A 26,250-nucleotide genomic window follows, 5' to 3' on the forward strand; every position below is an offset into this window, starting at 1 on the left:
CGTCGCATAACTGCCAGGAGGAAAGCATGCACTTCAAGATTCCACATAACGCCTTGGTATTTGTCGGTGATGGCCGAAGAGCCTTGTTCCTGCGAAATGATGGCGACGCGATATCTCCGAACCTCCGAACCGAAAAGGTTTTTGAAGAGGAAAATCCGCCGACTCACGAACAGGGCAGCGACCGCCCCGGACGTGTGACTGCGGCTGGATCGGCAGGCCGCCGAAGCGCCGTCGAAGCGACCGATTGGCATGACATCGAAGAGCACCGCTTCGCACGAAGGGTTGCCGCGGCCATGGAGCAATTGGTTCGGACGAGAAAGGCGAAGGCCCTCATTGTTGTGGCGCCACCCCGAACACTCGCCGATTTGCGAAATGCGTTCCACTCCGATGTAAAGGCTTGCGTTATCGCTGAGATAAACAAGGACCTGACCAGTCATTCGGTTGGAGAAATTGAAAAGCATCTGATGAGCGATGCTTGAACCCTGATTGCGGCCAGTCTCTGCGGCGAACCCGCTCGGCTGAGGAATTGATTTGGCTCAAGAGATCCGAGCCTGAACGTGGACGTAATGGCAGACGTGATTGCCAAAAAAGGAAACTGCCGTGTCCTACGCAACGCTGATGGTTTGGGTAAATGCCGATCATGTTTCGAAACCGCTGGTTAGCATCGCCGCGAGCGTGGCAGACAGATTCGCTGCCAAGCTGCTCGGGGTGTCGGCTCTTGCGGTTATACCGCCGGTTGTTGCCGAAGGTGTCGTGATTGTCGACAACGCGACAGAATTCGATATTGCGAAGATGGAGGCCGCGCTTGCGGACGCCGGAAACAAGTTTGAAGTGGCCGCCGGATCTCGCCGGAAAACCGAATGGCGATCGGCCATCGACTATCCCACCCAAGTTCTGATAAGTGAAGCGCGGTGTGCGGATTTGATCCTGGTTGAAAAAGGCAGATTCTCGAGCGAAATTCACCGAACTGTCGATGTTGGGGCTGCTATTCTCGGAGCCGGGCGCCCGTTCTTGGTAGTGCCGGCGGCAGTGAAATCCCTTATCGCCAACCACATCATGGTCGGTTGGAAGGATACGCGCGAGGCCCGACGTGCTGTACGGGACGCGTTGCCGTTCCTAAAAATGGCTAAGCGCGTCACCATCGTGCAAATATGTGAGGACGCCATGGACGTCGCACGCCAGGGGGGCGATGACGTCGTCCGGTATCTGGCGCAACACAAGATAAAGGCTGAGTCCCGGGTTGAATCACGGGCGCACGGATCTGGTGCCGATCAGATCATCATGTTGGCCGAGGATGAGGAGGCCGATCTGCTGGTGACCGGCGCATACGGTCACAGCCGGATCAACGAATGGATTTTTGGCGGAATGACCCGCGATCTGCTGACCTCAAGCCCGATCTGCTGCTTGATGTCTTATTGAGGCGATGAGTTGTGAGGGCACATACTCAAGCCAAAGAAATGGCTCTGAGACAGCGCCACCTCGCAACAAAAGGCGTACCCAGCCATCAGAAAAGACCGAGAAGCTCGGGGCCTTATTGAGAAGGAATGGGTCGACATCGAACTTGAAGCGCCTTGGATCAGTCGATAGGGCAATGAGGCGCGCAGCAGGAATCTCCCGATGTTTGAAGAATGAGATAGTCTAAGTCTTGGAGGCTAAGCTTGGGTCAACGAAACTTACCAATGCTGCCTAAGCTGTGGCTCCGTGCCTTGGAAAATCCTCGGCGAATCCCTCAGTATTGTGATTTGATTTTTCGTCGAATGGTTGTTCAGCTGCGGTGCCGAGCGCGGTGAGTATCAAGGGTACACACCATGGAGCGTTTCATTCACACTGAGAATATCCGCCGCTACCGAAAGCTCCTCGCAGAGGAGCAAAATGAGGAGAAGCGGAGCTTCATTCGGAAACTCCTGGCCGAGGAAGAGGCCAAGGAAGTACCGGCAAGCCCAGAAGAGCGGCGCGAAACTCCCAAATTTCTATAATGGTCAGAGGCCGTTCGTTTGACGGCCTCTTTTCGTTTCGACTGGTCGCGCGTCGCACGCTTCGTCTCGACAAAGGCTGAGCGGATCGCTGACAGCCCGTGGTATTTTGCGTCCTAGGACCCCGCGCTCTCAACGCAGCCTCGAACGATACTCTTGATCGTCGGCGTGCCGGCGAACTGCATCGTCATGACCAGCTCGTTCCTGAGGTGCTCATATACGCTTTGCACCCCCTGCGCGCCGCAGGTCACATTGCCATTTCCGGCTCAGCCGGCCGTTCCCGCTTCGTCTCCGGAATTTCCGTCATGGTCGCCTCAGTGAGCAGCAGCACGCTGGCAACCGAGACCGCATTCTCCAACGCGATGCGAACCACCTTGGTCGGATCGACGATGCCGGCTTTGACCAAGTCGACATACTCCTTGCGTGCGGCATCGAAGCCAGAATTGCCCTGGCTCGCCAGCATGCGCGCAACGACCACACCTCCATCCACGGCGGAGTTCTCCGCAATCTGCCGCGCCGGCGCTTCGAGCGCCCGTCGCAGGATCTGGATGCCGGTCTTCTCGTCGCCTTCGCAGGCGCCTTCTTCCCGTGTCACCGCCTCGATGCACCGTAACAGCGCCAGCCCGCCGCCAGGCACAATTCCCTCGGCTATAGCGGCCTTTGTCGAACTGATAGCATCATCCAGCGCCTCTTTCTTCGCTTTCATCTCCGCTTCGGTCGGAGCTCCGACACGGACTACCGCAACGCCGCCGGACAGCTTGGCGAGCCGCTCCTCGAGCTTTTCACGGTCATAGTCGCTGGTCGTCTTTCGATTTCTCGCCGGATTTGTTGAATACGGGCGTCAATCCGCACGCGGTCACCTCCGCTGCCGATCAGCGTGGTATTTTCCTTGTCCGCGACGATCCGGGCAGCACGCCCGAGCTGTTGCAATGTCACGCTTTCAAGCTTTAATCCGAGCTCCTGGGAAACCTGTGCTCCCGTTAGTATCGCGATGTCTTCCAGCATTGCCTTGCGACGATCACCGAAGCCGGGCGCCTTGACCGCACAAGCTTTGAGAGTACCGCGAAGCTGGTTGACGATTATTGTCGCAAGCGCTTCACCCTCGATATCCTCGGCAATAATGAACAACGGCCGGCCGGACTTGGCGGCCTGCTCAAGCACCGGGATCAAAGCGCGTAACGCACTGATTTTGTGATCGCAAAGCAGCACGAATGGATCTTCCAGCACGGCCTCCATCCGCTCGGCGTCGGTGACGAAATAAGGGGATATGAAGCCGCGATCGAACTTCATGCCTTCGACGACATCCAGCGTGGTTTCGGTGGTCTTGGATTCCTCGACCGAAATCACACCTTCGCCACCGACTTTTTCGATCGCGTCGGCGACCAGGGCGCCAATGGCGGCGTCATTGTGGGCCGAAATGGTTGCGACCTGCGCCTTCTCGGCCTTGGTCTTTACCGGGCGAGACATTGCCTGCAGCGCCGCAATCGCAACGCGCGCTGCCCGGTCCAATCCGCGTTTGAGATCGATCGCACTGGCGCCGGCCACGACATTCCGCACACCGTCTGCAAGGATCGCATGTGCTAGGATCGTAGATGTGCTAGTGCCGTCGCCGACGACGTCGCCGGTTCTCTCCGCGGCCTGGCGAAGCACCTGCGCTCCGAGATTTTCCTCCGGGTCCTTGAGATCGAATTCCTTGGCGATGGTGACGCCATCATTGCAGACGATAGGCGCGCCCCAACTCTTTTGAATCAGGACTGATTTTGACTTCGGGCCAAGCGTGACGCGCACGGCATCAGCGAGAAGCGTTGCACCCCGCAACACTTTTTCGCGCGCCGCTGAATGAAATAGGATTTGCTTGTGTGCCACTCGCGGTTCCTCCCGGAAGCCAATCATCAAGTGAAACGGCCGTGGCAGTGTGGCCCCACCGATCCAGCGTGATACGGCGGGGCCAGCAGCTCGCTCACTTCTCGTTTACGGGGATCCTCTTCTGCTGCTTCTGCGCGTCCGGAGATTTCGGAAGCGTGACAGTCAAAATGCCGCCCTTGAACGCCGCTTCGATCTTGTCGGCGTCGACGCCGGCTGGCACCTGCAGCGAGCGGCGGAAAGAGCCGTAGCGGCGTTCGGAGACGTAGCGATCCTTGGCCGTCTCTTCCTTCTCCTCCTGCTTTTCGCCCTTGATCGTCAGCACGTTATCGGAAAGCTGAAGGTCGATGTTCTTGACATCAAGCCCCGGAAGTTCGGCCGTTACTTCGAACGCCTTGTCCTTTTCGACGATGTCGATGGCCGGCGTGACGTTGAGACCGAAATCACGACGCCAAAACGGCTCGATGTCCAGCAGCGAACGGTAGGACGGAGCCTGCAGGAATCCGGTCTGGAAGTCATGAAACAGTCGGTCGACCTGATTGCGCAGAGCTTCGAAGGGTTGCCAGTCCGAGGCTTTAGTGACCTGGGAAGCCGGGGTCGTTTCGGTCTTGATGGGTAACTTGGTGGCAGGTTCCGCCATGACAAATACTCCTTTGAGACTGTTTATTTTAAAAGCATATGTCTGGTGCAGGCGGTTTCCTTGATCTCCATCAAACACGGAAGCGTTCAAGAATTAAATCACTCACTTCACGTTGAAATAGAAGTCGCGATGACAAGCGCTGCAAGAGACCTCCGACGGCCGGTGCACATGATGACATTCAGCACAGATAGAGGTTTGGCCGGCGGAAAGGTGAGGAGACGCGTGCGGGTTAGGAAAGGATTCTCTGGTCTTGTTGGCGATCGACTGTTGGTTTCCATGACAGCGGAAGCAGGTTGTGCTCGGTGGCGTCAGCTTGGGCGCTTGCTCCTGATGGCATTGCGTGCATTTCAGTCCGGCCCTGCGATGGATATCGACCAGCAACGGCCGGTCGTCCGCCAGCAACGCGTGACTGATATTCGTCGTAACCGAAGAGCGCCGTACTGGGTCTTCAACTGATCGGCTGGGGTCTTTTCAAAAAGGTCGTTGTTGCCGACAATCTGGCGCCCCCTGGTGGATCGCAATTTCGGCATAGTGGCGTTTGCCTCGCCGATCGAACTTCTCATCAGCGTCTATTTCTTCGCGTTCCAGATCTATTGTGACTTTTCCGGCTATACCGATATCGCCATCGGCGTCTCCCTGCTGTTTGGCTTAAAGTTGATGGAGAATTTTCGACGACCCTATTTGTCGCGCAGCACAGCCGAATTCTGGGGTGAGCGATGACATATCTCGCTGGGTCGCTGGTTTCGCGACTATCTCTACATTCCTTTGGGCGGCAGCCAGTCAGGATCACTACGTCGGTACGTCAACATCATGCTTGTGTTCGTCGTCAGCGGTCTGGCACGCTGGCCCCGGCTATGGGGTGGGGTGGACATTCCTAATCTGGGGCGTCCTGAATGGCGCCTATCAATGGATAGGACTGGCCACGCGCGGATTGTGGGAACGGCTAGGCGGAATTCTACCGGCCTTGCGCCAGAATGCTGCGCTATCGCTGGTGCGCATTCTTCTGACATTTCATCTGATCGCTATCTCGTGGATTTTCTTCCGAGCCCAGTCCGTTGGTGACGCGCTGACCGTCATCCAGAAGATAGCGACAAGTCTGCTCGAGATCCCGTCTCTACTTGTCCAGTATCCCTTCACTTATGAGCAGGGCCTCGGGTTCGGGCTCATTGCCCTTCTACTATTTGTGGAAACGCTCGACGAGCGCCGGCCGATCGTACAGCGAATGGCCGCAGCACCAGTAGTTCTGCGTTGGGGTTGCTACTACCTCGTGATCTTCGGCGTGTTGATCCTTGGCCGATGGCAGGCCAAGGAATTCATCTACATGCAATTTTGAAGGCGAACGAACAATGACACGTCAGGGCAGGGCGGCGATTGCCTTTATTGGAATCGGCCTCTTGATCTATGCCTGCGTTTATTTCGCCGCTGAGCAACTCATGTACCGCAACGGTCATGGCAATCCCGTCTTCAAAATCGCAACCACCGAGGTGCAGGCATTCGATTGGGTGATCCTGGGGGCGTCCCACGCGATGCCTCTCGATTTCTCCAACTCCAACGACCTGATGCAGCGCGACACCGGACAGACGATCATCAACCTCGCGTCGCCCGGGACCGGACCCCTATACAATCGCTTTGTGCTGGAGACATTTCTGCGCAAACACCGGACCAGGAATCTGCTCTATGTCGCCGATTCCTTCGCGTTCTATTCGCGCGCTTGGAATGAGGATCGTTTTGGCGATGTCAAATTGCTCAGGGCTACCCCCTTCGATCTATATGCCGCGCGCTTGCTGTTGCAATACAGCCGGCAGGAAGGCATCGATTGGCGCGCGGTTGCCGACTGACCGGATTCTCGAAGATCAATAATCGGAACCGCTTCCAGAAGGACGCATGGGAAGGGGAACTGCAATTCGATCGCGTTTATCGTCCGTCGGCGACGGCAGTGAAAAATCGGATCAAGTATTTATTCCCGGAGTCCGAGCGTGGAAAAGACCTAGAGCGCTATCTGATGGAGCTTGAACAGATGCTTGAACTCGCCGACCAGCACAATATTCGAGTGGTTGTGATCAAGATGCCGATGCCGGGTCAATTTCGGGCAGCCCTGCCAAACGAGGCCGCGTTCAATCAGGCAATGGCAGTGACGCTGGAAAGGCGCGGGACCAGCTTCATTGATCTCTCCGCCGAACTGAACGAACCACGCTACTATTTCGATACCGATCACTTGAACAAGGTCGGGATCAATGAGTTGTTCGCTCGCCACCTAAAGGCAGTTCTGGTCGCGCGCGCAAATTGAACGAGAGTCGTGCTCGCCGTCCGGCGGCTTTGATAGTTTGGAACGGCAGCCGTGTTCATTCAAAGAAACTCGAACTCCCGGATGCTGAAACGATACCTAAGGATCTGCCCGATGAACCCTTCGGGTAGAGCGGCGCTTTAGATTGTGGTACGGCGCGCCACGCTCGACAAAACCCATCACGATCGCTTTGCCGTTTGCACCATGGCCCACCGGCCCTGAACGCACACCGTCAACAGTATTTGATCAGGATCACGCCGACACGATGCGATCATTGTTGAGCAAGCGTCGCTTCGTCCGTGCCCTTGGATCGAGATCGTGGGAACAAGACGGAATCCTGAGCGTGGAAAGCAACCTAAAACGGGCAGCGAGAGCAGTTCCCCCTCAATTCTTTATTTCGACCGACCATGTCGTCTCAATAAGCTTCACGACATTGTCCGGAATCGCGATGTAGTCGAGTTCCTCGGCCATCTTGTCGCCTTTGGCGAAAGCCCATCTGAAAAACTTGATGGCCTCGGCGGAGGCAGTCTTATCTGCGGGCTCCTTATGCATCAGTATAAAAGTGGCTGCCGTGAGAGGCCACGCCTTTTCGCCCGGCTGATCGGTAAGGATCATGTAATAGCCTGGAGCCTTCGCCCAGTCGGCGTTCGCGGCGGCTGCCTGGAACGTCTCGACGTTCGGCTGCACGGTCTTGCCAGCCTTGTTGACCATCGTGGTATAGGTCATCTTGTTCTGCTTGGCATAGGCGTACTCGACGTAGCCGATCGAGTTCCTGGACTGGCTGACATTGCTGGAGACGCCTTCGTTACCTTTGGCGCCAATGCCGACCGGCCACTCAACGGCAGATCTTTCGCCGATCTTGGACTTCCAGTCCGGGCTAACCTTGGACAGGTAGTTGGTAAAATTAAAGGTCGTGCCCGAGCCATCCGAGCGTCGCACCACGGTGATGGCGTCGGGTGGCAGCTTGACATGCGGATTGAGCTTCTGGATCGCCGGGTCGTTCCACTTGGCGATCTTGCCGAGATAAATGTTCGCCAGGGTTTCGCCGTCGAGTACCAGTTCGCCGGGCTTTACACCTTCGAGATTGACCACGGGAACGATCGCGCCCATCACCATCGGCCATTGGACTAGGCCGTCCTTCTCGAGTTGCTCGATCTTCAACGGCATATCAGTAGCGCCGAATGCTACGGTCTTTGCCTGGATCTGCTTGATACCTCCGCCCGAGCCGATCGACTGGTAGTTCATGGCATTTCCGGTCTCCTTCTTGTAGGCATCAGCCCATTTCGAATAGAGCGGAAACGGAAATGTCGCGCCCGCTCCGGTAATGTTGGCGGCGAATGCCGACGTCGCTGCGGCGACGCAACCAGCAACTAAGATGGTTCTCGCAAAAGTCATAGCTGGCTCCATTGGTGAGCGACACGTCATGTCGCTATCTCAAGACGGTCAGGAATCAGATTGTAAATTCGGAAGCCTTACATTGACCTGCATCAAGAAATCTCGCCCGGGTCTTAAAGGGTCAATCGCGCGTCTATCACTCACCGGCCACGACTTGCGTAAGCGCGAACCCGGCAAAGCCCATGAAACGAACAACGCGCCACGAATTATGTGCCTCGGACAGCTTAAGTTGAGTGGCGGGTGCGAATTTGCGTGATTTGAACGACGTTTGGCCCGCTCTGCGCGAGCAGACGTCCGGCCTCCGTCTTAGTCAGATTGGACTGCCCTTGCAGTTCATCTGAGGAATTCTGGCCCATTGGTGGCTCCGGGACGGATCAGTGTAGAAAAATCTGGCGCCGCCGCGCTCTCGAGGGCAGCCTTGTCGATGGAAACTTACGGCGTCCCGTGTCGAGGACGCCGTAAGCAAGCGACCTTAAGTGATGGTGAGGCGGTCCTCGACCGACGCGACGCCTGCAGCTGACCAAGCCGCGTTCTCGACGGCTCGGCGCTCATCCCAGTTGTCGACCTTACCCTCAAGCACCACTTTGTTGCCGCCCTGCACGGTGACACGGATGGCCTTGGCTTCGACCTCGGCGTGGCGCTTCAGCGCGGACTCGATCTTGGCCTTCACGTTTGCGGCTTCGATGCGCGGCTTGATAGTGATCTTGTTGGTCACGCCCCGTACGCCCGACAGCTTGCGGACATCATCTTCGGCTGCGGTTTTGTTGTAATACCAATCGACATTTCCGCTCAAAGTCACCCATCCGTCCTGGACCAGAACGTCGACCGCGCCGTTTGGGATCAGAATATCCCAGTTCAGGATATCGGCGGCGCGCTTGGCAATCTGATCGTCCGCCGCCTGTTTTTGAAACGGATAGCGCACTTCGATGTTCTCGGCGATAGCTTGGACGCCTTTGACACGTCGCGCCGCTGTGATCGCCGCAACTTTTTCCGCGTAGCTGTTGACGTGACCGGTAAGGCTGACGACATTCTTGTCAACGGCAACGCCAATGTGCTCGCCATCAAAACGCGGGTCGAATTCAAGTTCGTCGATGATGTCTTGTCGGAGTATAGAGTCAGTCATGCTTGCCTCCATGGCTAGAGTGGGAGACGCATCTTCTGCTCATGCGAAAGCCAAACTTTGATCCGAATCAAGTGCTAGGATGATGGCATTCCTGATCCGACAACTCCCACGTCTTAACAAAGTCGATTTCTTACAGGGTTCCAACGGGATCAGATGTCGTTTCGTCCTTTGCCTGCCGGCCGTCGACAACATGAATCCGGCGGTGCATTTGGGAGGCGAGATTGAGGTCATGGGTGACTGCCACGACCGTTTTTCCGCGCAGCGCCACCAAGTCGCGGAGAATTCCGAACACCTGAGAGGTGGCAAGGGTATCCAAGCTCCCGGTCGGCTCGTCGGCGAGAATTACTGGCGGATCGTTCGCCAGCGCGCGTGCTACGGCGACACGCTGGCGCTGTCCACCGGATAACTGGTCGGGGGTCTTGTGGCGATGGTCGCCAAGCCCGAACGAGGCCAACAAATCCTCGGCGCGTGAGCTGGCGGCGCGAGGCGACAGCTTACCCAGAGCGTGCATCGGCAGTGCCACATTTTCGGTGATGCTAAACTCAGGGAGCAGAAAGTGAAACTGGAAGACGAACCCTATGCGGGTCAGCCGCACTTCGGAGCGTTCGTCCTCGGTCATGGCAGTCGTTGAGCGGTTGTCGATCAGGACGTCGCCGCTGGTCGGCAGGTCGAGCAGGCCCAGGAGGTACAGCAGGGATGATTTTCCTGAACCGGAGGGGCCGGTGATGCCGATGAATTCGCTGGGCATGATCTCGAGGTTGATGTCCTGGACGAGTGTCACCGGCACGATCCCGCTCAGGATTTTAGTCACCCTCCTTGCCTCGATGAGGGGGGTCATGTGGCGCCCCTGATGATGTCGACAGGATGCAGCCGCGCTGCGGCGCGCGCCGGAAAGTAGCCGGCTATCAGGCTGGACAACAACGCAACGCCGGTGGCGAGCAAATAGTGTTTTGCCGAATAGAGCACCGGTAGATGATTATAATCGGAGAACGGCGTCTTGAATTCGAGGGTGGCCAGCCCCCGCGTCAGCAGATATCCGAAGACCCAGCCCAGCATGGCTCCAACAAGTCCGATCAGTATTGCTTCGATAATGAAGATCGATCGAATGGTCGCGGTCTTGAAGCCGAGCGATTTCAGAATCGCGATATCCCGGGTCTTTTCATGTGTGATGGTGGAGATGATGTTGTAGGTACCAAAGCTGGCGACAAGAAGAATGGCTCCAACAATCGTGTACATCAGCACGTTGCGCAGCGTGATCGCCGCCAACAGATCTTCCTGTGCCTCCTGCCAGGAGACCGATTTATAGCCGGTCTGCTCACCGATCCGCTCGCTGATCAGGCGGGCTTCCATCGGGTCACGAGTACGTATGCGAATCTCGTTGACGACGCCGGTTTGCCGTTCGAGGATCTGTGCGGTCTTGAGTAGGACATAACCGGTGGTCTCGTCGGTGGCGCGGAAGCCGGAGTGGAAGGTGCCGACCACGTTGGCGCTCATTATGGCGCCTTCTGCAGAGGCAAGGGTGATGCTGGAATTAACCCGAGCGCCGATCTTGTCTGCCAGCCGGTCGCCCAGCAGGATCGCATTCGAGGAGCGATACAGCGACGCCAAAGTCCCCTGGCGCATATGCGTGGCCAGATTGGATACTTCGCCTTCGGTGCGTGGGTCGATCCCAATGACCGATATCGTCAGGTTGCGGCCGGCGAAACGCAGCACCGCCTTTGATTGCACCGAGGGAGTCAGCGCTCCCGCTACCCAGGATTGCAGCGATGCGATCGTGGCCATCGGATTCTTGATCCCCGGTCGGCGTGCCTCGGGGGTCAAGCCGTGAAACTCGGCGGCCTGAAAGATGATGTTAGCGGGCTGGCGCGTCGGCTCGCGGAGTTCGTCGGTCACGGAGATATGCGGCAAGGCGTCAACCAGGGTCTTGATGAAATCGTCCTGCGATCCTTCCATCATGGCCGCCATCATGATTGAAAAACCAACACCGGTCGTGACACCTGCAATCGCTACCAGCGTCTGACGGGCGCGCCGGCGCACATGGGTCCAGGCTATGGTGAGGACCAGTCTCACGGTGTTACCGGCTCCGCGATTAGGGAACGGACGCGCGATCCATCCTTGATGTTCGTCGTGGCAGGGGAGACAACCAGTTCTCCCTCGGTCACCCCTTTGACGATCTCGACGAAGCCCGTACCGCGAATCCCGATCTCGACCTTGCGCTGGCGAGCGTGGTCGGTTTCGATAATGAACAGGCTATTGCCCACGACGGCATTGGCCGGCACCAGGATTGCATCCGGCTTTTCGCGGCTGACGATATTCGCCTCGACGCTTATCCCAACCGGCAACGGCGTGTCGTAGGGCAAGCCGATCCTGACCCGAAAGGTCTTCGCAACAGGGTCGCCAGCCGGCGTTATCTGCTTGACGACGCCGGGCAAGACCTGGTTAGCGAACGCATCGGTGCGCAGCAAAGCCCGCTGTCCGACGCGGACGCGGGGAATATCCTCCTCATTGACTTCAGCGACGACCCATAACGGCCTCTCGAGGCCGATACGGTACAAAATGGTCCCCGGCTCGACCATATCGCCAACTTCGCCGTCCTCCTTCAAGACGGTCCCATCCATTGGTGCTATCACCTTATAGTATTGAAGCCGTTGCGCCTGTGCCGCGACCTGCGCCCTGATGCGGGCAAGGTCGCTCTCCGCCTTCTGGTGGGCCTGGGATGTCGTCACGCCGCGCGCCAGCAACTGGTCCTGGCGGTCAAATTCGCGACGCTGAAATTCCTCCAACGCTCGCAGGTCATTCAGCGTGGCGACCGCTTCCTTGTCGTCAAGGCGGGCCAGCACATCGCCTTTCTGGACAGTCCTGCCTTCACACCTGCAACGCTCGACAATGCGGCCACGGACGAGCGGCGTCGAGCGCGACCATGTTTCAGGCTCGACCGCTCCCGTGGCGTAGACGATTTCCGCTGCCGAGCCGCGCGTCACTCGAACCGCCGAAACTGCCGGTCCGCGGTACAACCACCACATCATGGCCGCCATCCCGAAACCGAGCGCAACCACAATCCCCAGCTTCCACGGATATCGACGCGACATGTCCGCTGGTTGCCCGGCAGCGACTTCTTTCACTTCGGTTGCGGGTAACCTCATGTCCATGATGATTAAGCCGTGTGCGCTTATCCGGTGATTGCGCCAGCTCGCGCCGGACCGATGCCGAAATAGTGTCTGGCATAAGCGACGATTTCGCCATCGCTCGGATGATCCGCCGCTTCCACAGCAACGATGCAGTGACCGATTTTCGAATCCTGATCATGAAAGCATTTGGCGAGTTCCGTCCTGGCGGTGGAAGGGCCGATGATCAGGATCTGAGCGGCGCCACGGACGGCGTCCCTCACTTGAGCTAGGAATTTGAGATCCGGAGCCGCGTGACCACTGCCAATCGTATTGGCCTTGTGATGGAGGTGACGGGTCGGCAGATGAGGATGCGGCACAATCTGCTCTTCGCCGGAGAGCCCGATGTGGAGCCGAACCTGCGAATGGTCGATACAGACGATCGCGCGGAGGTGGGTAGGCATAGCCATGTCCTTGCGTGAGCCTCGTGGTTAAACTCCATTCTGCTACGCCATCCTCGGCATGGCCTTGATCCAGATCAGTGAGGGCAGGCGTGGCCGTGGTGCCGGGCCGTAACTTACGAGATAGCAGTTTGCTGCCTCACTCGCCTCGCAAGCCAGGAATGGCAGACTGACATAATTGCAACGTCTGCTCTGGTGTTCCCGACGCATCGATGAGCGACCAATCGACCGCGCCTATATGGTATTTTTCCTGAAGCGCAGCGATCTCGGGTGTGGCGTCGGACGCATCGCGTCCGCGGGTGCCGACGCGACGCTGTCGTGTCGCAAGGTCGGTATGGAGATAGAGACCGGCGAACCTGACGCCCAACTTGCTTGCGTCGTCGCAGATCGCGGTTCGTTCGGCTTGGTCGGCGAATACGGCGTCGATCACAACCGAATGACCTTGCGAAAGAATGCGAGTAGCCTGTTGCCCGAGCACTTCGTAAATCTGCCGGTTAATCTCCGGCCGGTATGCGGTCTCGGGGAGCCGATCGGTTTCGTTGACGTGCAGGAGCCGCTTTCTTAGCACGTCGCTCCGTAGCACGACGGCGCCTGGATCGGGGTTGACGTAGGGCGCGAGCGCTCGGGCCAGCACGGATTTTCCGGTTCCGGACAGGCCGCCAACCGCGATCATGATCGGCGCAACCGGCCGGATCAATCGGAGCGCCAGCTCGAAATAGACGCGGGCCGATTGCCTGATGTCCGCTTCATCGCGACAAGCCGGACCAAGCCGGGCAAGCATCACATTGGCGCGAATGGCGGCGCGCAACGACATCAACAACGGGAGCGCTCCGAGCGCATCGAGATTTTCGAGGGGAGACCTGCTTAGATATCGGTTCATGAGGCCGTTTGCCGCAGCGTGCTGATTGTAGCGGATGAAGTCCATCAGCGGAAATGCAAGGTCATAGAGCACATCGGTGGATGCGATCGTTGGGTCGAATTCGATGGCGTCGAATAGAACAGGCTTGTCATCTATCAACACAATATTCCCTAGATGCAGATCGCCATGGCAATGCCGCGCAAAGCCCGCACTGCCTCGCTGCTGTAACAGCCCGCCAATCCGACCTAGTGCGGAATACGATGCGTCGTCGAGCTGGTCGATGTGACGTTCGGGGAAGCAGGCTGCCGCGCGGAACGCCGAGGTATTGCCGGCGAGTATGCCTGGAATCGATTGAATCCATGGGCCAGCAGCGACGGGTGGGGCAGCGAGGTGGGACGCCGAGATCGTGTCGGTGATGGCGTCGATCAGCGCGGGATCGAGCGGACCGGCTTCTGCGAGATGATCAATGGTCCGGCTTTCATCAAAGCGGACCATCTCGATCGCAAACTCGACCGGCGTTCCTTCCCCATCGATGCTCAGCGAACCCTGGCTGTCCTCGGTAATCGGGATGACGCGGCGATAGATCTGCGGTGCAAACCGGCGGCTTATGGTTATCTCCTGCTCGCAGGCCGCTTTTCGCTTCGCCAGCGTCGAATAATCGAGATAGGGGAAACGGATAGCGCGCTTGATCTTTAGCGCCCGTTTACCTTCGAGAAAGACCGATGCCGCGTGGGTATCGATCCGGTGAACCTGCGGATGGGTCGCCGGGTCGGTCAGAAAGGCAAAGACACGCTCCTGATCGTGGGAGTCGGCTGTCATTTAAGCTTGCTCTGCCGCTGAACTCGTCATGTCGAGTATCTAGAGTTTGAGAACTGCCGCACCCAAAATCTGTCCGTTTCGCAGCTTTTTGAGAACCTCATTGGCCTCGACCAACGGGAACGCTGTCGTCTGGGTCTTGATCCCCGCCTGAGGTGCGATTTTGAAGAAATCCAGCCCGTCCTGGCGCGTCAGGTTGGCGACCGACACCAGTTGTCGTTCTCCCCATAGCAAATGATAGGGAAAACCCGGAATATCGCTCATGTGAATGCCGGCGCATATGACCCGGCCGCCCTTGCGTACCGCACGCAACGCAGCCGGCACCAATCGCCCGGCGGGAGCATAGATGATCGCGGCATCGAGCGGAGCGTCAGGCAATTGGTCCGATGCGCCGGCCCATACCGCGCCCAGACCACGGGCAAAATCTTGCGCCGCAATGTCATCGCTACGGGTGAAAGCGTATACGCATCGACCCTGCCAGCGTGCAGCTTGGGCGACGATGTGCCCGGCGGCGCCGAAACCATAAATACCAAGCCGCTCGGCGCTGCCCGCCATCACCAGTGATCGCCAGCCGATCAAGCCGGCACACAACAGTGGTGCGATCGAAACATCGGCGCCCTGATCGCCCAACGGGAAAGCGTAGCGGGCATCGGCAATGGCGTGCGTGGCAAAACCGCCGTCTCGCGTATAGCCGGTAAATAGCGGGCGGTCGCAAAGATTCTCCATGCCTTCCCTGCAGAAACGGCAGACGCCGCACGTGTACCCGAGCCAGGGAATGCCCACCCGGTCGCCGATCCGGTGGTTGGTCACGTCGGCGCCAAGGAGGTCGACACGACCGACGATTTCATGGCCTGGAACGATGGGGTATCGGATGCCAGGCAGTTCCGCATCCAAAACGTGAAGATCGGTTCGACAGACTCCGCACGCGCCTACCTTCACGCGAACCTCGTTGGCGTGCGGAAGCGGATCGTCGCGCTCCTGAAGTTCCAGAAGCGATCTAGGAGAGGTGAGTGCCATCGCTCGCAAATCTGTTTCTCCCGCTACGGCCGTCAGTGCGACATCAGCGTCGGCACGACCATGGACTGATCATGCCACGCGTGACGTCGCCCAGAATGCGCTCCTGCAGTTGCAAATGACCATGGCCGCCCGTTACAATCAGAGACCGTCGTTCGCCGCGATCTATCGGCGTGGTCGGCATCCATCTGCTGGATCGGTACGATCGCGCCATACTGAGCCAGATGGATTGATACGGCTTTTTCGCAGATGCTCAGCGGGCGTCTCCGATTCATCGATATTGATGACTTGCGCCCGCTTTAGGAACGGCGCTGCATCGCGAAACGCCGGCGCGGCAAGGCGGCAGGTTGATATCCCCAACACACCAGTCTGCTGCCGGCCCGGGATAACTGGTCTGTGCAGCCCCAGCTCACTCCCATCCGCCAGCGGGGCGGATAGTCAGATTGTCATTGACTGCGCATACATCAGGGACCGATTCAGCGGCAACCTTGATGGCCTTCCGTTCAGCTAGGGATTCGGCAATGCCCCAGAGGTCCACGACACCCGCATTGACAGTCACGTTTAGCATCGCCGTATGCGCCCACGGTTGATTCTTCAGGTGAGAAAGTATCCGCTCCCGGATCGTGGTATCGGAAAGCGGAATATCGAGCAATTTACGAGCGGTTGCTACAGCCTGAATGAGGTTTGCCCGGCTGACAATGCCGACCAACTGGCCGTTCTCCACAATAGGCACCCGTTTGATCGCGTTCTTCTCCATTAAGGTCGCGACCTCGTGCAGTGGTGTCTCTGGAGAGGCCACAATGACCTTGCGGGTCATTATATCTGAAACTTTACGGCCGTGAGACTTGACATACTCGGCCGCGAGCGTATCGCTGCCCATAAAGATCTCAAACCACCATGGGCGGTGTCGCTCTGTGCCGGCCTCAACGCGGTGCAGGAGGTCGCCTTCGCTGAGAATGCCAACGAGTTTTCCCTGACTGTCGATCACAGGCACTGCACTGATCTTTTTTTTCAGGAACAGTTCGGCTACCTCCTTCACGGAAGTAGAAGGCTTCACCGTGATGACTGGCGCAACCATGACGTCACGAGCATGCATAGCAGATCTCCCTCGTTAGTGTGTAGGAGAGCCCTTCGAAGTGCTGCTGACGTTGATGCAAATCAACAACTGATCTAAGTCGTCGGCTGCGAGGGATGGATCTCAAGAATTTTTGGTAGGCGGCATGCGTCGGTTTCGCCGATCCTGCGGTAAGCATCTTCAATCACCGAGAGAGCCAAGGCTGTTTGACGCTGATCAACATCGTCCGTGGCGAGAGGTGTAACATTTTTTGCTTCAATGGAGCGAACGACCGTGCCACAGGTTCCTGCGCTCAGCCTTGATGCAAAGGGCGAGGCTCAATCGAAGGCCTTTTCGCGAGATGTGCAGATTCCACCGCTCGGTCTGGCGGGTACTTTGAAACATCCGGCCGGAGCTAGGGCTTTGGTTATCTTTGCCCATGGCAGCGGCTCGAGCCGTTTCAGTCCACGTAACGTTCAGGTTGCGGAAGCGCTGAATGATCGGTGTCGCAACTCTGTTGCTTGACCTTCTTCTGCCCGAGGAAGAAAATGACCGGAAGAATATCTTCGACATCGAGCTTCTCGGCCGCCGCCTGATTCATGTTGTGCGCTGGATCGTTGAGGAACCAGATGTGGTCGGCTTGCCCATTGGACTATTCGGAGCGAGCACGGGCGCCGCCGCCGTGCTGGTTGCGGCTGGTTCGCTCGGTAATCGCATTGGTGCTGTGGTTTCGCGCGGTGGGCGCCCGGATCTTGCCGGCGGCATACTGCCCCAGGTCAAGGCTCCGACCCTCCCTGATCGTGGGAGGTGCTGATTCCAGGTTGATCGAACTCAATCAATCGGCATTGGAACTCCTGCGAGGAGAAACGCGTATCGAAATTATACCAGGTGCTACACATCTCTTCCCGGAGCCCGGCGCACTTGAGGCAGTCATCGTACTCGCAGCAGGATGGTTCGAACGCCATCTTGTCGTCGATCCAGCAAGCGTCAATCGAAGTGAGGGGCAATAATGACGTACCAGGACAGATCGGATGCGGGCCAGAGACTAGCCAAAGCACTATCAGAATATAAGGGCCGCAATGTTGTCGTTCTGGCGCTGCCACGCGGCGGTGTCCCCGTCGCGGCTGAGGTCGCGGCGGCGCTTGATGCCTCTCTCGACCTGATCCTTGTTCGCAAGATCGGCGTGCCCGCCCAGCCGGAGCTTGCCATGGGAGCAGTAGTGGACGGCACCGCGCCGATCGTCGTTCGTAATGAGGAGGTGATTGAGCTTTCGGGTATTACATCGGATGAGTTCGACGCGGCGTGCAAAAAGGAGATCGAAGAGATCGAACGCCGTCGCCAATTTTACATCGGAGAGCGCCACCGGGCGGAGATCACAGGACAGGTGGTGATCGTAGTCGATGACGGTATCGCAACCGGCGCAACGACAAAGGCGGCATTGCAGGCGATCCGCAACCGGAAGCCGAAGGAACTGGTGCTCGCCGTTCCCGTCGCTCCGCCCGAGACAATTACGGAATTGCGCCAAGAAGTCGATGCATTGATCTGTTTGGAGACGCCCGAATTATTCGGAGCCGTTGGCTATTTCTATCGTGATTTCCGGCAGGTTAGCGATCAGGAAGTCGTGGCAATTCTGAAGCATTTTCCGGCCAGGCGAACAGCTTCGATTCCTTGAATTCGGGAAGATGGCCATCTTATTCGATAGGTATGGTCATCCGTGGTGCGATTGCAGCTTCCGCATGAACATTCGTCCGTAGAACAAAGTCTTGGCTCCTTCCGTCGCCACAATGTAGGCAAAAACGATCGCAACGGCGGTGACCATCTGCAGGCCAGATAGCGGCACAAAGCTAAAAACCGAGCTCAAGGGGCCGAGGAACGGAATCGCGAGTGTTCCGGCGGCGACGAGAAACGTTGCCCATAGTAGCAGGCGACTCGGCCTGCTGCGAAAAGCCGGTCTCTGCGTTCGCAGGATGAGCACGACAGCGAGTTCAGTCAGCAGCGAGACTATGAACCAAAACGTCTGAAACGTTGGTTGGTCGGCATGAAAAACAGCCAGCAGTACCGCGAATGTTACGAGATCGAAGACCGAGCTGATCAGTCCAAAGACGATCATGAAACGTCTGATGTCCCTGATGTTCCAGCGCTGAGGTAGACGCAGGCGGTCAGGATCGACATTGTCGCTCGAGATCGCGATCGACGGTATGTCGGAAAGGAAGTTGTTCAGCAGAATCTGCTTGGCCGCCAGCGGCAGGAACGGAAGCAGCGGCGCGGCCATTGCCATACTCAGCATGTTTCCGAAGTTCGCGCTGGTGGTGATCGAGATATATTTGAGCGTGTTGGCGAATGTCCGGCGTCCGTCCTCCACGCCGCTGCGCAAACAATCTAGATCACGGCTCAGCAGGATGATGTCGGCGCTCTCGCGTGCGACATCCACGGCGCCCTCGACCGAAATACCGACATCGGCTGCATGCAGGGCCGGCGCGTCGTTGATGCCGTCGCCGAGATATCCGACCGAGTGCCCGGTCTTCTGCAAGGCGCGGACGATCCGTTCTTTCTGTTGGGGATCGATTTCAACAAAAAGATCGGTGGATGGCGCGAGATGCCATAACGCCTCATCCCTGAGTTTACCTAAGGCTTCGCCGGTCAACATCGATTTCGGATTGAGACCGACAGCCCTGGCCAAATGTGCTGCCACGTGACGGTTGTCACCGCTAATCACCTTGATGCGAATTCCGAGCTGGGCGAGATCGTGGATCGTGCGCCGAGCTTCCGCCTTGGGCGGGTCGAAGAAGATCAGAAAGCCGCGAAACGTCATGTCCCGCTCTTGTTCGCGCCCATAATGCGGCTCGGCCGCGACCCTGCGTGTGGCCACAGCCAGGACCCGGAACCCCTCGGTCCCCTTGGCTTCAAATACCGCATTCAGCTCAGTGCGCAATGCGGTCGTAAGGGGGATATCGACGGCATCGCGTTGGAATGAGGAGCAGATATCCAGCACATTGGAAAATGCTCCCTTGGTGATGATGAGATGCTGGACATGATTCCCGTCTTCCGCAACGACAATGGTCAGCCGACGTCGAACGAAGTCATAGGGAATCTCGTCGATCTTGGCGAACCCATGTGTCGTCAGGCCCCCAGCCCTGCCTGCGTTCACGATTGCCGCATCGAGCGGATTTTCAATGCCAGTCTCGAACGCCGCATTGAGGTAGGCAATCTTGCCGACTTCGTCCGATGGCCGGTTGTCCGCGTCCAGCGTACCGTTAAGAACGATTGTGCCCTCGGTCAGCGTGCCGGTCTTGTCGGTGCACAGGATATCCATACTGCCGAGGTTTTCGATGGCTTCTAGGTGGCGGACGATGACGCCGCGCCGTCCCATCGCCCGTGCGCCTGCGGAGAGTGTTACACTGACAATCGCCGGCAACAACTCGGGCGACAGGCCGACGGCGAGTGCGACGGCAAACAGGAGTGACTCGATCACCGGGCGACCGAGCAGCAGATTCACGGTCAGGACGAATAGGACAATGATAACCATTGCGCGTATCAGAAGATATCCAAACTGACGCACGCCGCGCCCGAAATCCGTCTCCGGTTCGCGAGATTTAAGCCGTGCCACGATTGCGCCAAACGCGGTCCGCAGACCGGTTTCGACGGCAAGCACCTTCGCCGTGCCGCTTTGCACCGAAGCGCCGAGAAAGACTGCATTCGTCCGAGCCGAACCAGCTGCCTCCGGCTTTATGATTCCAGGCCTTTTCTCCACCGGGAACGACTCGCCTGTCATGCTCGCTTCGTTCACCAGGAAGTCTACAGCCTCCACTATGAGGCCGTCCGCCGGGATCAAATTTCCTGCCGACAGCAGAATAACATCGCCAGGCACGATTGTGCCGGCCGGCACGACCAGCTCGATGCCGTCCCGTATGACACGGCATGTCAGCGCCAAACGGTGTTTCAGTTCCTCGACCGCTGTCGATGCGCGATACTCCTGAAAAAAGCCGAGCAGGGTACTTCCGAGCACAATCGCAAGGATAATGGCCGAGTCCACCCACTGTTGCAGCACTAGCGAGATCGCGGCGGCAAAGATCAGAATGAGGACGAGGGGGCTCTCGAATTGTCGTAGAAACAAATGGAATGCGCTTAGATGCGACGATTCCTCAACAGTGTTGGGACCAACGGCGCGAAGCCTCGCGATGGCTTTCTCCGTCGAAAGGCCGCCCGGCCCCGATCCCAGCGCGGTCATCAGCTCGTTGGCGCCCCGGTTCCAGTAGGGACCATCAATGTTTAAACCGTCCATTCACGATCTCGATCTCTAATTGAGCGTTCGTCGTCGACGCCCAGCAATTGCGGGCAGCGTCTGCCGCAGGGCAAATGCAGGGTGCGGAGTATCGATCGGACGTTGGCCCGAGCCGCGACGACAGAGATACCGCGGTGCCGGGATAGCCTTAATAGGAATGATAATAGTACCGGGGACCGTAATACGGTCGGCCGTAGTAGGCCTTCCGCCACAGTAGTCATCTCAAGCAGCAATGGCCGCAGCCATCGTTCCAAACCGCATGAGCCCTGTAGCATTTCCTCGCCGATGGTAGTGCCGGCGCCGACGCGCCGAACTGAAATCCGTAGCGCCACGCGAAGTTGCGGGTATCGAAAAAATCTCCTTTGCGACTGCCACCGGCACTGCAACCAAGAGCGGTTCGACGCCGTCAGGAGCGGCGTGTCAATATTTCCACTCTTCCTGATTCACGATGATCCAAGTTACGAAGCGTACGGCCAACCCGGATTGATGCAAATCAACAGAAGTGTGTCTGCGCCTCGTCGGTAGCTGCGTGGGATCAGGTCGGGCGGTCGCGGCCAACCCATGCGTAAAGGGCGGGCAATACGAGGAGCGTGAGCAGCGTCGCGCTCATCAACCCGCCTATCACCACCGTCGCAATCGGCCTCTGGACCTCGGCTCCTGTCCCGGTTGCCAGCGCCATCGGGACGAAGCCTAGCGAGGCGACCAACGCGGTCATGCTGACCGGTCGCAAGCGTGTCAATGCGCCCTCGCGGATGGCGTCGAGCTTGCTATAGCCGCGATCTCTCAATTGCTTGATGAAAGTCAGCATCACCAAGCCGTTCAACACAGCGATCCCCGACAACGCGATAAAGCCCACGGCCGCCGAAATCGAAAAGGGCAGGCCACGGAGCCACAGCGCTAACACGCCGCCTGTGAGCGCCAGCGGCACCGCACTGAACACCAACAACGCGTCGCGCGCCGAACCCAGTGCTCCCATCAGCAAGAGGAAGATCAAGACGAAGCACACCGGTACCACTATCGACAGCCGTTGCTGAGCCGCTATGAGGTTCTCAAACTGCCCACCCCACGTCACCCAATAACCGGCAGGAAGCTTGAGTTGCGAATCGATCTCCGCCCGCGCGTCATTTACGACCGAGGCGATGTCACGATTGCGCACGTTGGCCGTCACCACCACGCGCCGTTTGCCGTTCTCGCGGCTGATCTGATTGGGGCCTTCGCTGAGAGTGAACGTCGCCAGTTGGTCAAGCGGGACCGTTAGCGCCACGCTGCCAGCAGCGCCCGGCAGCGAGACCGGCAGGCTTTTAAGACCTTCAAGATTATTGCGGGCAGCTTCAGGCAGCCGCACCACGATCTCGAAATAGCGGTCCCCCTCGAACACCAGCCCGGCATTGCGGCCGCCGATAGCCGTGCTGATGACCTCCTGCACTTCGCTCAGGTTCAGGCCGCGCCGGGCGATTGCCGCTCTGTCGATTTCGATGTCCAAAACCGACAAGCCGCTGGCCTGTTCGATCTTTACGTCTGCGGCGCCGTGGGTGGCGCGCAGAATTGCCGCTACGCGGTCGGCGGCCTGCAACAACGGCCCGAACTCATCGCCGAAGATCTTGACTGCGATGTCGCCCCGAACGCCAGCGAGCAACTCGTTGAAACGCATCTGGATCGGCTGTGTGAACTCGAAGTTGTTACCGGGCAGTTCGTGGACCCCATGTTCGATTTGCTCGACTAATTGCTCCTTCGTCTGTTTGGGGTCGGGCCATTGCGCCTGGGGTTTTAGGATGATGAAGGTATCCGATACATTCGGCGGCATTGGATCCGTGGCAATCTCGGCCGTACCGGTCTTTGAAAACACAAAAGCGACTTGGGGCAGCGCGCTGATTTTCCGTTCTATATCGAGCTGCATCGCCTGCGCCTGCATCAGACTTGTGCTCGGGATGCGTATCGCGTGCATGGCAACGTTCTTTTCGTCGAGGGTCGGGATGAACTCCTGACCGAGGCGAAGGAAAATGAGCAGGGTGATGACAAGCAGCCCGGTGGCGCCGAGCAGCACCGGCAGGGGACTCTTGATCGTGTACACGAGCAGGGGACGGTAGAGGGTCTTCAGCCGCCGCACGGCCGCGTTATCGCTTTCGCTGACGCGACCTGTGATGAAAATCGCAATCAGCGCCGGCACGAAGGTCAGCGACAGCACGAAGGCTGCCACCAGCGCCAGGATGACGGTCAGAGCCATCGGTTCAAACATCTTGCCTTCGATGCCGCCGAAGGCTAGCAGCGGCACGTAGACCAGGATGATGATGGCTTGGCCGTAGACGGTTGGCCCGATCATCTCTTCCGCGGCCGCTTGGACTGTCTTGAGCCGTTCAGCCGTTGAAAGCACGCGTCCCGCCGCCCGCTGCTTTTCGGCCAGCTGACGCAGCACGTTCTCTGTGATGATCACTGCGCCGTCGACGATCAGTCCGAAATCGAGCGCGCCCAGGCTCATCAGATTGGCGCTTATCCGGACCTGCAGCATTCCGGCTGCTGTCATCAGCATGGCCAGTGGGATGACGAGTGCGGTAATGAGCGCGGCCCGGAAATTGCCGAGCATGGCAAACAGCACCAGGATCACCAGCAGCGCGCCTTCGGCGAGGTTGGTGCCGACGGTTTGAACCGTCGCTTCGACGAGTTGGGTGCGGTTAAGCACAGTTTGAAGCTCGATACCGGCCGGCAAAGTCCGGCGAACCAGGTCAAGCTTGGCGTCGACTGCCTTGGCGACCTCGCGGCTATTGCTGCCGATCCGCATCAACGCTGTGCCGACCACCACCTCGCGGCCATTTTCGCTGGCGCTACCGGTTCGAATGTCGCCGCCAATCTCGACCTGAGCGACGTCGCGGACGCGAACCGGCACGGCGCCGCGCGTACTGACCACGACCTCGCCGATGTCCGCAAGACTCGTTAGGCGTCCGCCTGTGCGCACGGCAATGCCTTCGCCGTTGCGCTCAATAAAGCTCGCGCCCCGGCTGGTGTTGTTCGCCTCGATTGCCTTGGTCACATCGGCGAAGGATAGACCGAAAGCTATCAGCTTCATCGGGTCAGGCAGTACTTGGTATTGCTTGACGTAGCCGCCAATCGAATCGACGCCGGCGACCCCCGGCACGCTTTTGATTTGGGGGCGCACAATCCAGTCCTGCACCGTGCGGAGATAAGCCGCTTGCTCGACTTTGGTTTTAAGTAGAGCGCCTTCCGGCGTGACGAAGTCCCCCGCCTTCAAGGCATCCGGTGTGAACGTCACGGTCCACATGTAGATTTCACCGAGACCGGTCGAGACCGGCCCCATCTTGGGTTCGACTCCGGGTGGCAATTGCGGGCGCAACTCCAGCAGTCGTTCGATCACCTGCTGCCGTGCAAAATAGATATCGGTGTCCTCGGCAAAGATCGCCGTTACCTGAGAAAAGCCATTGCGCGAGATCGAACGCGTGTCATCGAGCCCGGGAATGCCGGCCAGCGCCGTCTCAATCCGAAACGTTACCTGCTTTTCGATCTCGGCCGGCGACAATGCAAAGGCCGTGGTGTTGACCTGCACCTGCTTGTTGGTGATGTCGGGCACCGCGTCGATCGGCAGGTGGGTCAGCGACCAAGCCCCGAGTGCGATAAAGCCGATAGCGGTCAGCACCACCAGCCAACGGTTCTGGATCGATAGCGCGAGAATGCGGCTAATCATGAACGCGCCTCAATGTTGATGTTCGGCTGCGGCCTTGCCGAGTTCAGCCTTGAGCGTGAATGTGTTCAGGGTGGCGACCTGCTCGCCGGCCGTCAGGCCCTTGCTGATCTCGGCGACGCGGGTATCGCGCTGGCCGAGGCCGACCTTGCGTGCTTCGAAGCCTTCCGCAGTGCGCACGAACACGACGGGCTCATCCTTGAGCCATTGGATGGCGGTGAGAGGCACGGCCAGCGCCGCAAGCGTTTCCCCGAGCGGAATCTCTGCGCTCACAAAGGCGCCTGGACGCCATTTGCCGGCCGCGTTATCTATCGAGGCTACGACGCGGGCCGAGCGTGTGTCCTTGTCAAGCAGCGGACTGACAAACATGATGGTCGCCGCCGAGGAAATGCTGCCGGCCGAGACCGTGATTTGCTGGCCTTCGCGAATGTTCGGCAACTCGGTTGGCGATACAGCCAGATCGACCCATAGCTCAGCCAGATCGACAATGACGTAGAGTTCGCTTTCCTGCCCCTCGCGGCCGACCAGTGACCCGATTTCAACGCGACGTTCGGCCACACGACCGGCAATCGGCGCCCTCAGCTCTTGTAGACGCAAGGTCTCGACTGGTTGCTGAGGCAGCTCTTCGATTTGTTCGGCTGTCAGGCTCAGAGCAAAGAGCTTCTGCCGGGCGGTCTCGATTTTGACCCGAGCATCCTCGAAAGTCGTACGCGCTCGAAGAAAATCATTCTCACTGAGAATTTTGTTCTCGAACAGCCTTTTGGAGCGGCTGAACAATGTCTGCTGCAGGTCAAACACGAGCCGCGCTGCAAGATACTCGCTCTTGGCATCGGCGACCTCGCGGCTTTCAATCACGGCCACGACTTCTCCTGCCTTCACGTTGTCGCCAAGACGCTTGCGCAGTTCCACAATGGTGCCGAGCAAGCGCACCGCCACGCGGCCGATTCGATCGCCGCTCGGAGTAATTGATCCCGGCACGCGGATGCGCTTCTTCAGTTCGCTCTCGCGGACTTCGGCTACCGCAAATTTTCCGGCTTCAATTTGCGGCTCGGTCAGCCTGATCACCTCATCATGGTGTTCCATGCCAGTTGAAGGTTTGCCGGCATCGGCCATAGCTGGCAGGCAGAGGCCAAGCGTGAGTGCCGCAGCCGTAAAAAGCATTCTGATCATTGTAATTATCCCGCGACGAGCTTTCGCAACTCGTGACTTCGCCAAACTTGAACGCATGCAGACGCCCGGTTGCCCTCAGGGCAACGGGCTGCAACGGCCCGCAGGGGCCGGGTGCGTGGTCAGGCGCGGGGTGGTTTAAACAGCGGCAGGCCGGCAAACGAAACCAGGATTGGCTCCTGGCGCAGCGCATGTGCGCGCGGAAGTGTGTCGGCCGGCAACACAACGGTTGAGGCTGTTTGAGTGGTCACGTGACAAAGACAATGGCCGCTGTGGCACGGCGGCAGTTGTTCAGGAATATCGGTCGACGAGTTCTGATTGTGGCTCAGCGTCATGGCCGGCACATCGGTAGATGTGACGTGTAGCTCACAGCCGGCGCACTGAATCAGTGAGGCCAGTTGACCCATCAGCATCACAAGCACCACCAGCCGGGCAAGCCAGCTTCCGATCGTGGCACGCGAGGTGCTGTATGTGTCAACGATTGTCATGACTGCTGGCGAACCTTTAGGGCCTTTGAACCAATA

Annotated in this window: 24 protein-coding genes and 1 pseudogene; 9 read left to right on the forward strand and 16 right to left on the reverse strand. The window is 58.4% G+C overall.

The window, feature by feature from the left end:
• Nucleotides 1–26: 26 nt before the first annotated feature.
• The 3 genes from ASC80_RS22860 to ASC80_RS24070 all read left to right on the forward strand — a co-directional run bounded on the left by ASC80_RS22860 (nucleotide 27) and on the right by ASC80_RS24070 (nucleotide 1,976).
• On the forward strand, nucleotides 27–479 hold the full coding sequence (locus ASC80_RS22860; protein WP_082512463.1) for a host attachment protein: 453 nt from the start codon (nucleotides 27–29) through the stop codon (nucleotides 477–479).
• A gap of 121 nt (nucleotides 480–600) precedes the next feature.
• Nucleotides 601–1,419 (forward strand): universal stress protein, encoded by an 819-nt coding sequence (locus tag ASC80_RS00920; RefSeq protein WP_056295396.1) that lies wholly within the window; start codon nucleotides 601–603, stop codon nucleotides 1,417–1,419.
• A 389-nt stretch (nucleotides 1,420–1,808) separates the two neighbouring features.
• Complete coding sequence (locus ASC80_RS24070) at nucleotides 1,809–1,976, forward strand: hypothetical protein (protein WP_200941130.1); 168 nt, start codon at nucleotides 1,809–1,811, stop codon at nucleotides 1,974–1,976.
• A 244-nt stretch (nucleotides 1,977–2,220) separates the two neighbouring features.
• Here the strand turns inward: ASC80_RS24070 and groL are convergent.
• The 3 genes and pseudogenes from groL to ASC80_RS24690 form a co-directional block, all read right to left on the reverse strand.
• Nucleotides 2,221–3,839 (reverse strand): annotated as a pseudogene (groL, locus tag ASC80_RS00925) (chaperonin GroEL).
• A 94-nt stretch (nucleotides 3,840–3,933) separates the two neighbouring features.
• Entirely contained in the window at nucleotides 3,934–4,476 is a 543-nt protein-coding gene (locus tag ASC80_RS00930) for an Hsp20/alpha crystallin family protein (protein WP_056291973.1), read from the reverse strand.
• Between the two features lie 102 nt (nucleotides 4,477–4,578).
• On the reverse strand, nucleotides 4,579–4,878 hold the full coding sequence (locus ASC80_RS24690; RefSeq protein ID WP_162244563.1) for a cytochrome c3 family protein: 300 nt from the start codon (nucleotides 4,876–4,878) through the stop codon (nucleotides 4,579–4,581).
• Nucleotides 4,879–4,986: 108 nt separating this feature from the next.
• Here ASC80_RS24690 and ASC80_RS24075 point away from each other — a divergent pair, with 108 nt between their 5' ends.
• From ASC80_RS24075 to ASC80_RS24090, 4 genes are all read left to right on the forward strand, one after another.
• Nucleotides 4,987–5,196, forward strand: a complete 210-nt coding sequence (locus ASC80_RS24075; RefSeq protein ID WP_056291976.1) for a hypothetical protein — start codon at nucleotides 4,987–4,989, stop codon at nucleotides 5,194–5,196.
• A gap of 244 nt (nucleotides 5,197–5,440) precedes the next feature.
• A complete protein-coding gene (locus ASC80_RS24080; RefSeq protein ID WP_056291977.1) occupies nucleotides 5,441–5,809 on the forward strand; it encodes an MBOAT family O-acyltransferase in 369 nt (122 codons plus the stop codon).
• Nucleotides 5,766–6,314, forward strand: coding sequence for a hypothetical protein (locus ASC80_RS24085; RefSeq protein WP_200941132.1), 549 nt, complete (start codon nucleotides 5,766–5,768; stop codon nucleotides 6,312–6,314). Before ASC80_RS24080 ends, ASC80_RS24085 begins: the two co-directional genes overlap by 44 nt.
• Nucleotides 6,293–6,763 (forward strand): SGNH/GDSL hydrolase family protein, encoded by a 471-nt coding sequence (locus tag ASC80_RS24090; RefSeq protein ID WP_200941133.1) that lies wholly within the window; start codon nucleotides 6,293–6,295, stop codon nucleotides 6,761–6,763. The genes ASC80_RS24085 and ASC80_RS24090 overlap by 22 nt, the downstream gene beginning before the upstream one ends.
• Nucleotides 6,764–7,144: 381 nt before the next feature.
• On the opposite strand, the gene pstS is transcribed toward ASC80_RS24090, so the two are convergent.
• The 9 genes from pstS to ASC80_RS00990 form a co-directional block, all read right to left on the reverse strand.
• Nucleotides 7,145–8,155 carry a phosphate ABC transporter substrate-binding protein PstS gene (gene pstS, locus ASC80_RS00950; protein WP_056291980.1) on the reverse strand — a complete coding sequence of 337 codons (1,011 nt, stop codon included), beginning with the start codon at nucleotides 8,153–8,155 and terminating at the stop codon, nucleotides 7,145–7,147.
• A gap of 472 nt (nucleotides 8,156–8,627) precedes the next feature.
• The gene (locus ASC80_RS00955) at nucleotides 8,628–9,278 is read right to left on the reverse strand and encodes a BON domain-containing protein (protein WP_056295399.1); all 651 of its coding nucleotides are present in this window, start codon (nucleotides 9,276–9,278) and stop codon (nucleotides 8,628–8,630) included.
• 130 nt (nucleotides 9,279–9,408) lie between these two features.
• On the reverse strand, nucleotides 9,409–10,116 hold the full coding sequence (locus tag ASC80_RS00960; RefSeq protein WP_056291983.1) for an ABC transporter ATP-binding protein: 708 nt from the start codon (nucleotides 10,114–10,116) through the stop codon (nucleotides 9,409–9,411).
• Nucleotides 10,113–11,348 (reverse strand): ABC transporter permease, encoded by a 1,236-nt coding sequence (locus tag ASC80_RS00965; RefSeq protein ID WP_056291986.1) that lies wholly within the window; start codon nucleotides 11,346–11,348, stop codon nucleotides 10,113–10,115. The genes ASC80_RS00960 and ASC80_RS00965 overlap by 4 nt, the downstream gene beginning before the upstream one ends.
• Complete coding sequence (locus ASC80_RS00970; protein ID WP_244487156.1) at nucleotides 11,345–12,400, reverse strand: efflux RND transporter periplasmic adaptor subunit; 1,056 nt, start codon at nucleotides 12,398–12,400, stop codon at nucleotides 11,345–11,347. Before ASC80_RS00970 ends, ASC80_RS00965 begins: the two co-directional genes overlap by 4 nt.
• A 47-nt stretch (nucleotides 12,401–12,447) precedes the next feature.
• Complete coding sequence (locus tag ASC80_RS00975; protein ID WP_056291987.1) at nucleotides 12,448–12,846, reverse strand: hypothetical protein; 399 nt, start codon at nucleotides 12,844–12,846, stop codon at nucleotides 12,448–12,450.
• A 136-nt stretch (nucleotides 12,847–12,982) separates the two neighbouring features.
• The gene (locus tag ASC80_RS00980; protein WP_056291990.1) at nucleotides 12,983–14,521 is read right to left on the reverse strand and encodes a bifunctional aminoglycoside phosphotransferase/ATP-binding protein; all 1,539 of its coding nucleotides are present in this window, start codon (nucleotides 14,519–14,521) and stop codon (nucleotides 12,983–12,985) included.
• A gap of 39 nt (nucleotides 14,522–14,560) precedes the next feature.
• Nucleotides 14,561–15,544 (reverse strand): zinc-dependent alcohol dehydrogenase family protein, encoded by a 984-nt coding sequence (locus ASC80_RS00985; protein ID WP_056291992.1) that lies wholly within the window; start codon nucleotides 15,542–15,544, stop codon nucleotides 14,561–14,563.
• Between the two features lie 397 nt (nucleotides 15,545–15,941).
• A complete protein-coding gene (locus tag ASC80_RS00990) occupies nucleotides 15,942–16,628 on the reverse strand; it encodes a CBS domain-containing protein (RefSeq protein ID WP_056291994.1) in 687 nt (228 codons plus the stop codon).
• A gap of 454 nt (nucleotides 16,629–17,082) precedes the next feature.
• Between ASC80_RS00990 and ASC80_RS24610 the strand changes: the two genes are divergently transcribed.
• The gene (locus ASC80_RS24610; RefSeq protein ID WP_349509644.1) at nucleotides 17,083–17,400 is read left to right on the forward strand and encodes a dienelactone hydrolase family protein; all 318 of its coding nucleotides are present in this window, start codon (nucleotides 17,083–17,085) and stop codon (nucleotides 17,398–17,400) included.
• A 195-nt stretch (nucleotides 17,401–17,595) separates the two neighbouring features.
• The gene (locus ASC80_RS01000; protein WP_056291997.1) at nucleotides 17,596–18,258 is read left to right on the forward strand and encodes a phosphoribosyltransferase; all 663 of its coding nucleotides are present in this window, start codon (nucleotides 17,596–17,598) and stop codon (nucleotides 18,256–18,258) included.
• A 36-nt stretch (nucleotides 18,259–18,294) separates the two neighbouring features.
• On the opposite strand, the gene mgtA is transcribed toward ASC80_RS01000, so the two are convergent.
• The 4 genes from mgtA to ASC80_RS01020 all read right to left on the reverse strand — a co-directional run bounded on the left by mgtA (nucleotide 18,295) and on the right by ASC80_RS01020 (nucleotide 26,214).
• Nucleotides 18,295–20,868, reverse strand: coding sequence for a magnesium-translocating P-type ATPase (gene mgtA / locus ASC80_RS01005; protein ID WP_056292000.1), 2,574 nt, complete (start codon nucleotides 20,866–20,868; stop codon nucleotides 18,295–18,297).
• Nucleotides 20,869–21,403: 535 nt separating this feature from the next.
• On the reverse strand, nucleotides 21,404–24,562 hold the full coding sequence (locus ASC80_RS01010; RefSeq protein WP_056292003.1) for an efflux RND transporter permease subunit: 3,159 nt from the start codon (nucleotides 24,560–24,562) through the stop codon (nucleotides 21,404–21,406).
• Between the two features lie 9 nt (nucleotides 24,563–24,571).
• A complete protein-coding gene (locus ASC80_RS01015) occupies nucleotides 24,572–25,729 on the reverse strand; it encodes an efflux RND transporter periplasmic adaptor subunit (RefSeq protein ID WP_082512364.1) in 1,158 nt (385 codons plus the stop codon).
• A 119-nt stretch (nucleotides 25,730–25,848) separates the two neighbouring features.
• Nucleotides 25,849–26,214, reverse strand: coding sequence for a hypothetical protein (locus ASC80_RS01020; protein WP_056292006.1), 366 nt, complete (start codon nucleotides 26,212–26,214; stop codon nucleotides 25,849–25,851).
• Between the last annotated feature and the right edge of the window lie 36 nt (nucleotides 26,215–26,250).

The sequence above is a fragment of the Afipia sp. Root123D2 genome (genome assembly GCF_001425835.1).
Lineage (GTDB): Bacteria > Pseudomonadota > Alphaproteobacteria > Rhizobiales > Xanthobacteraceae > Afipia.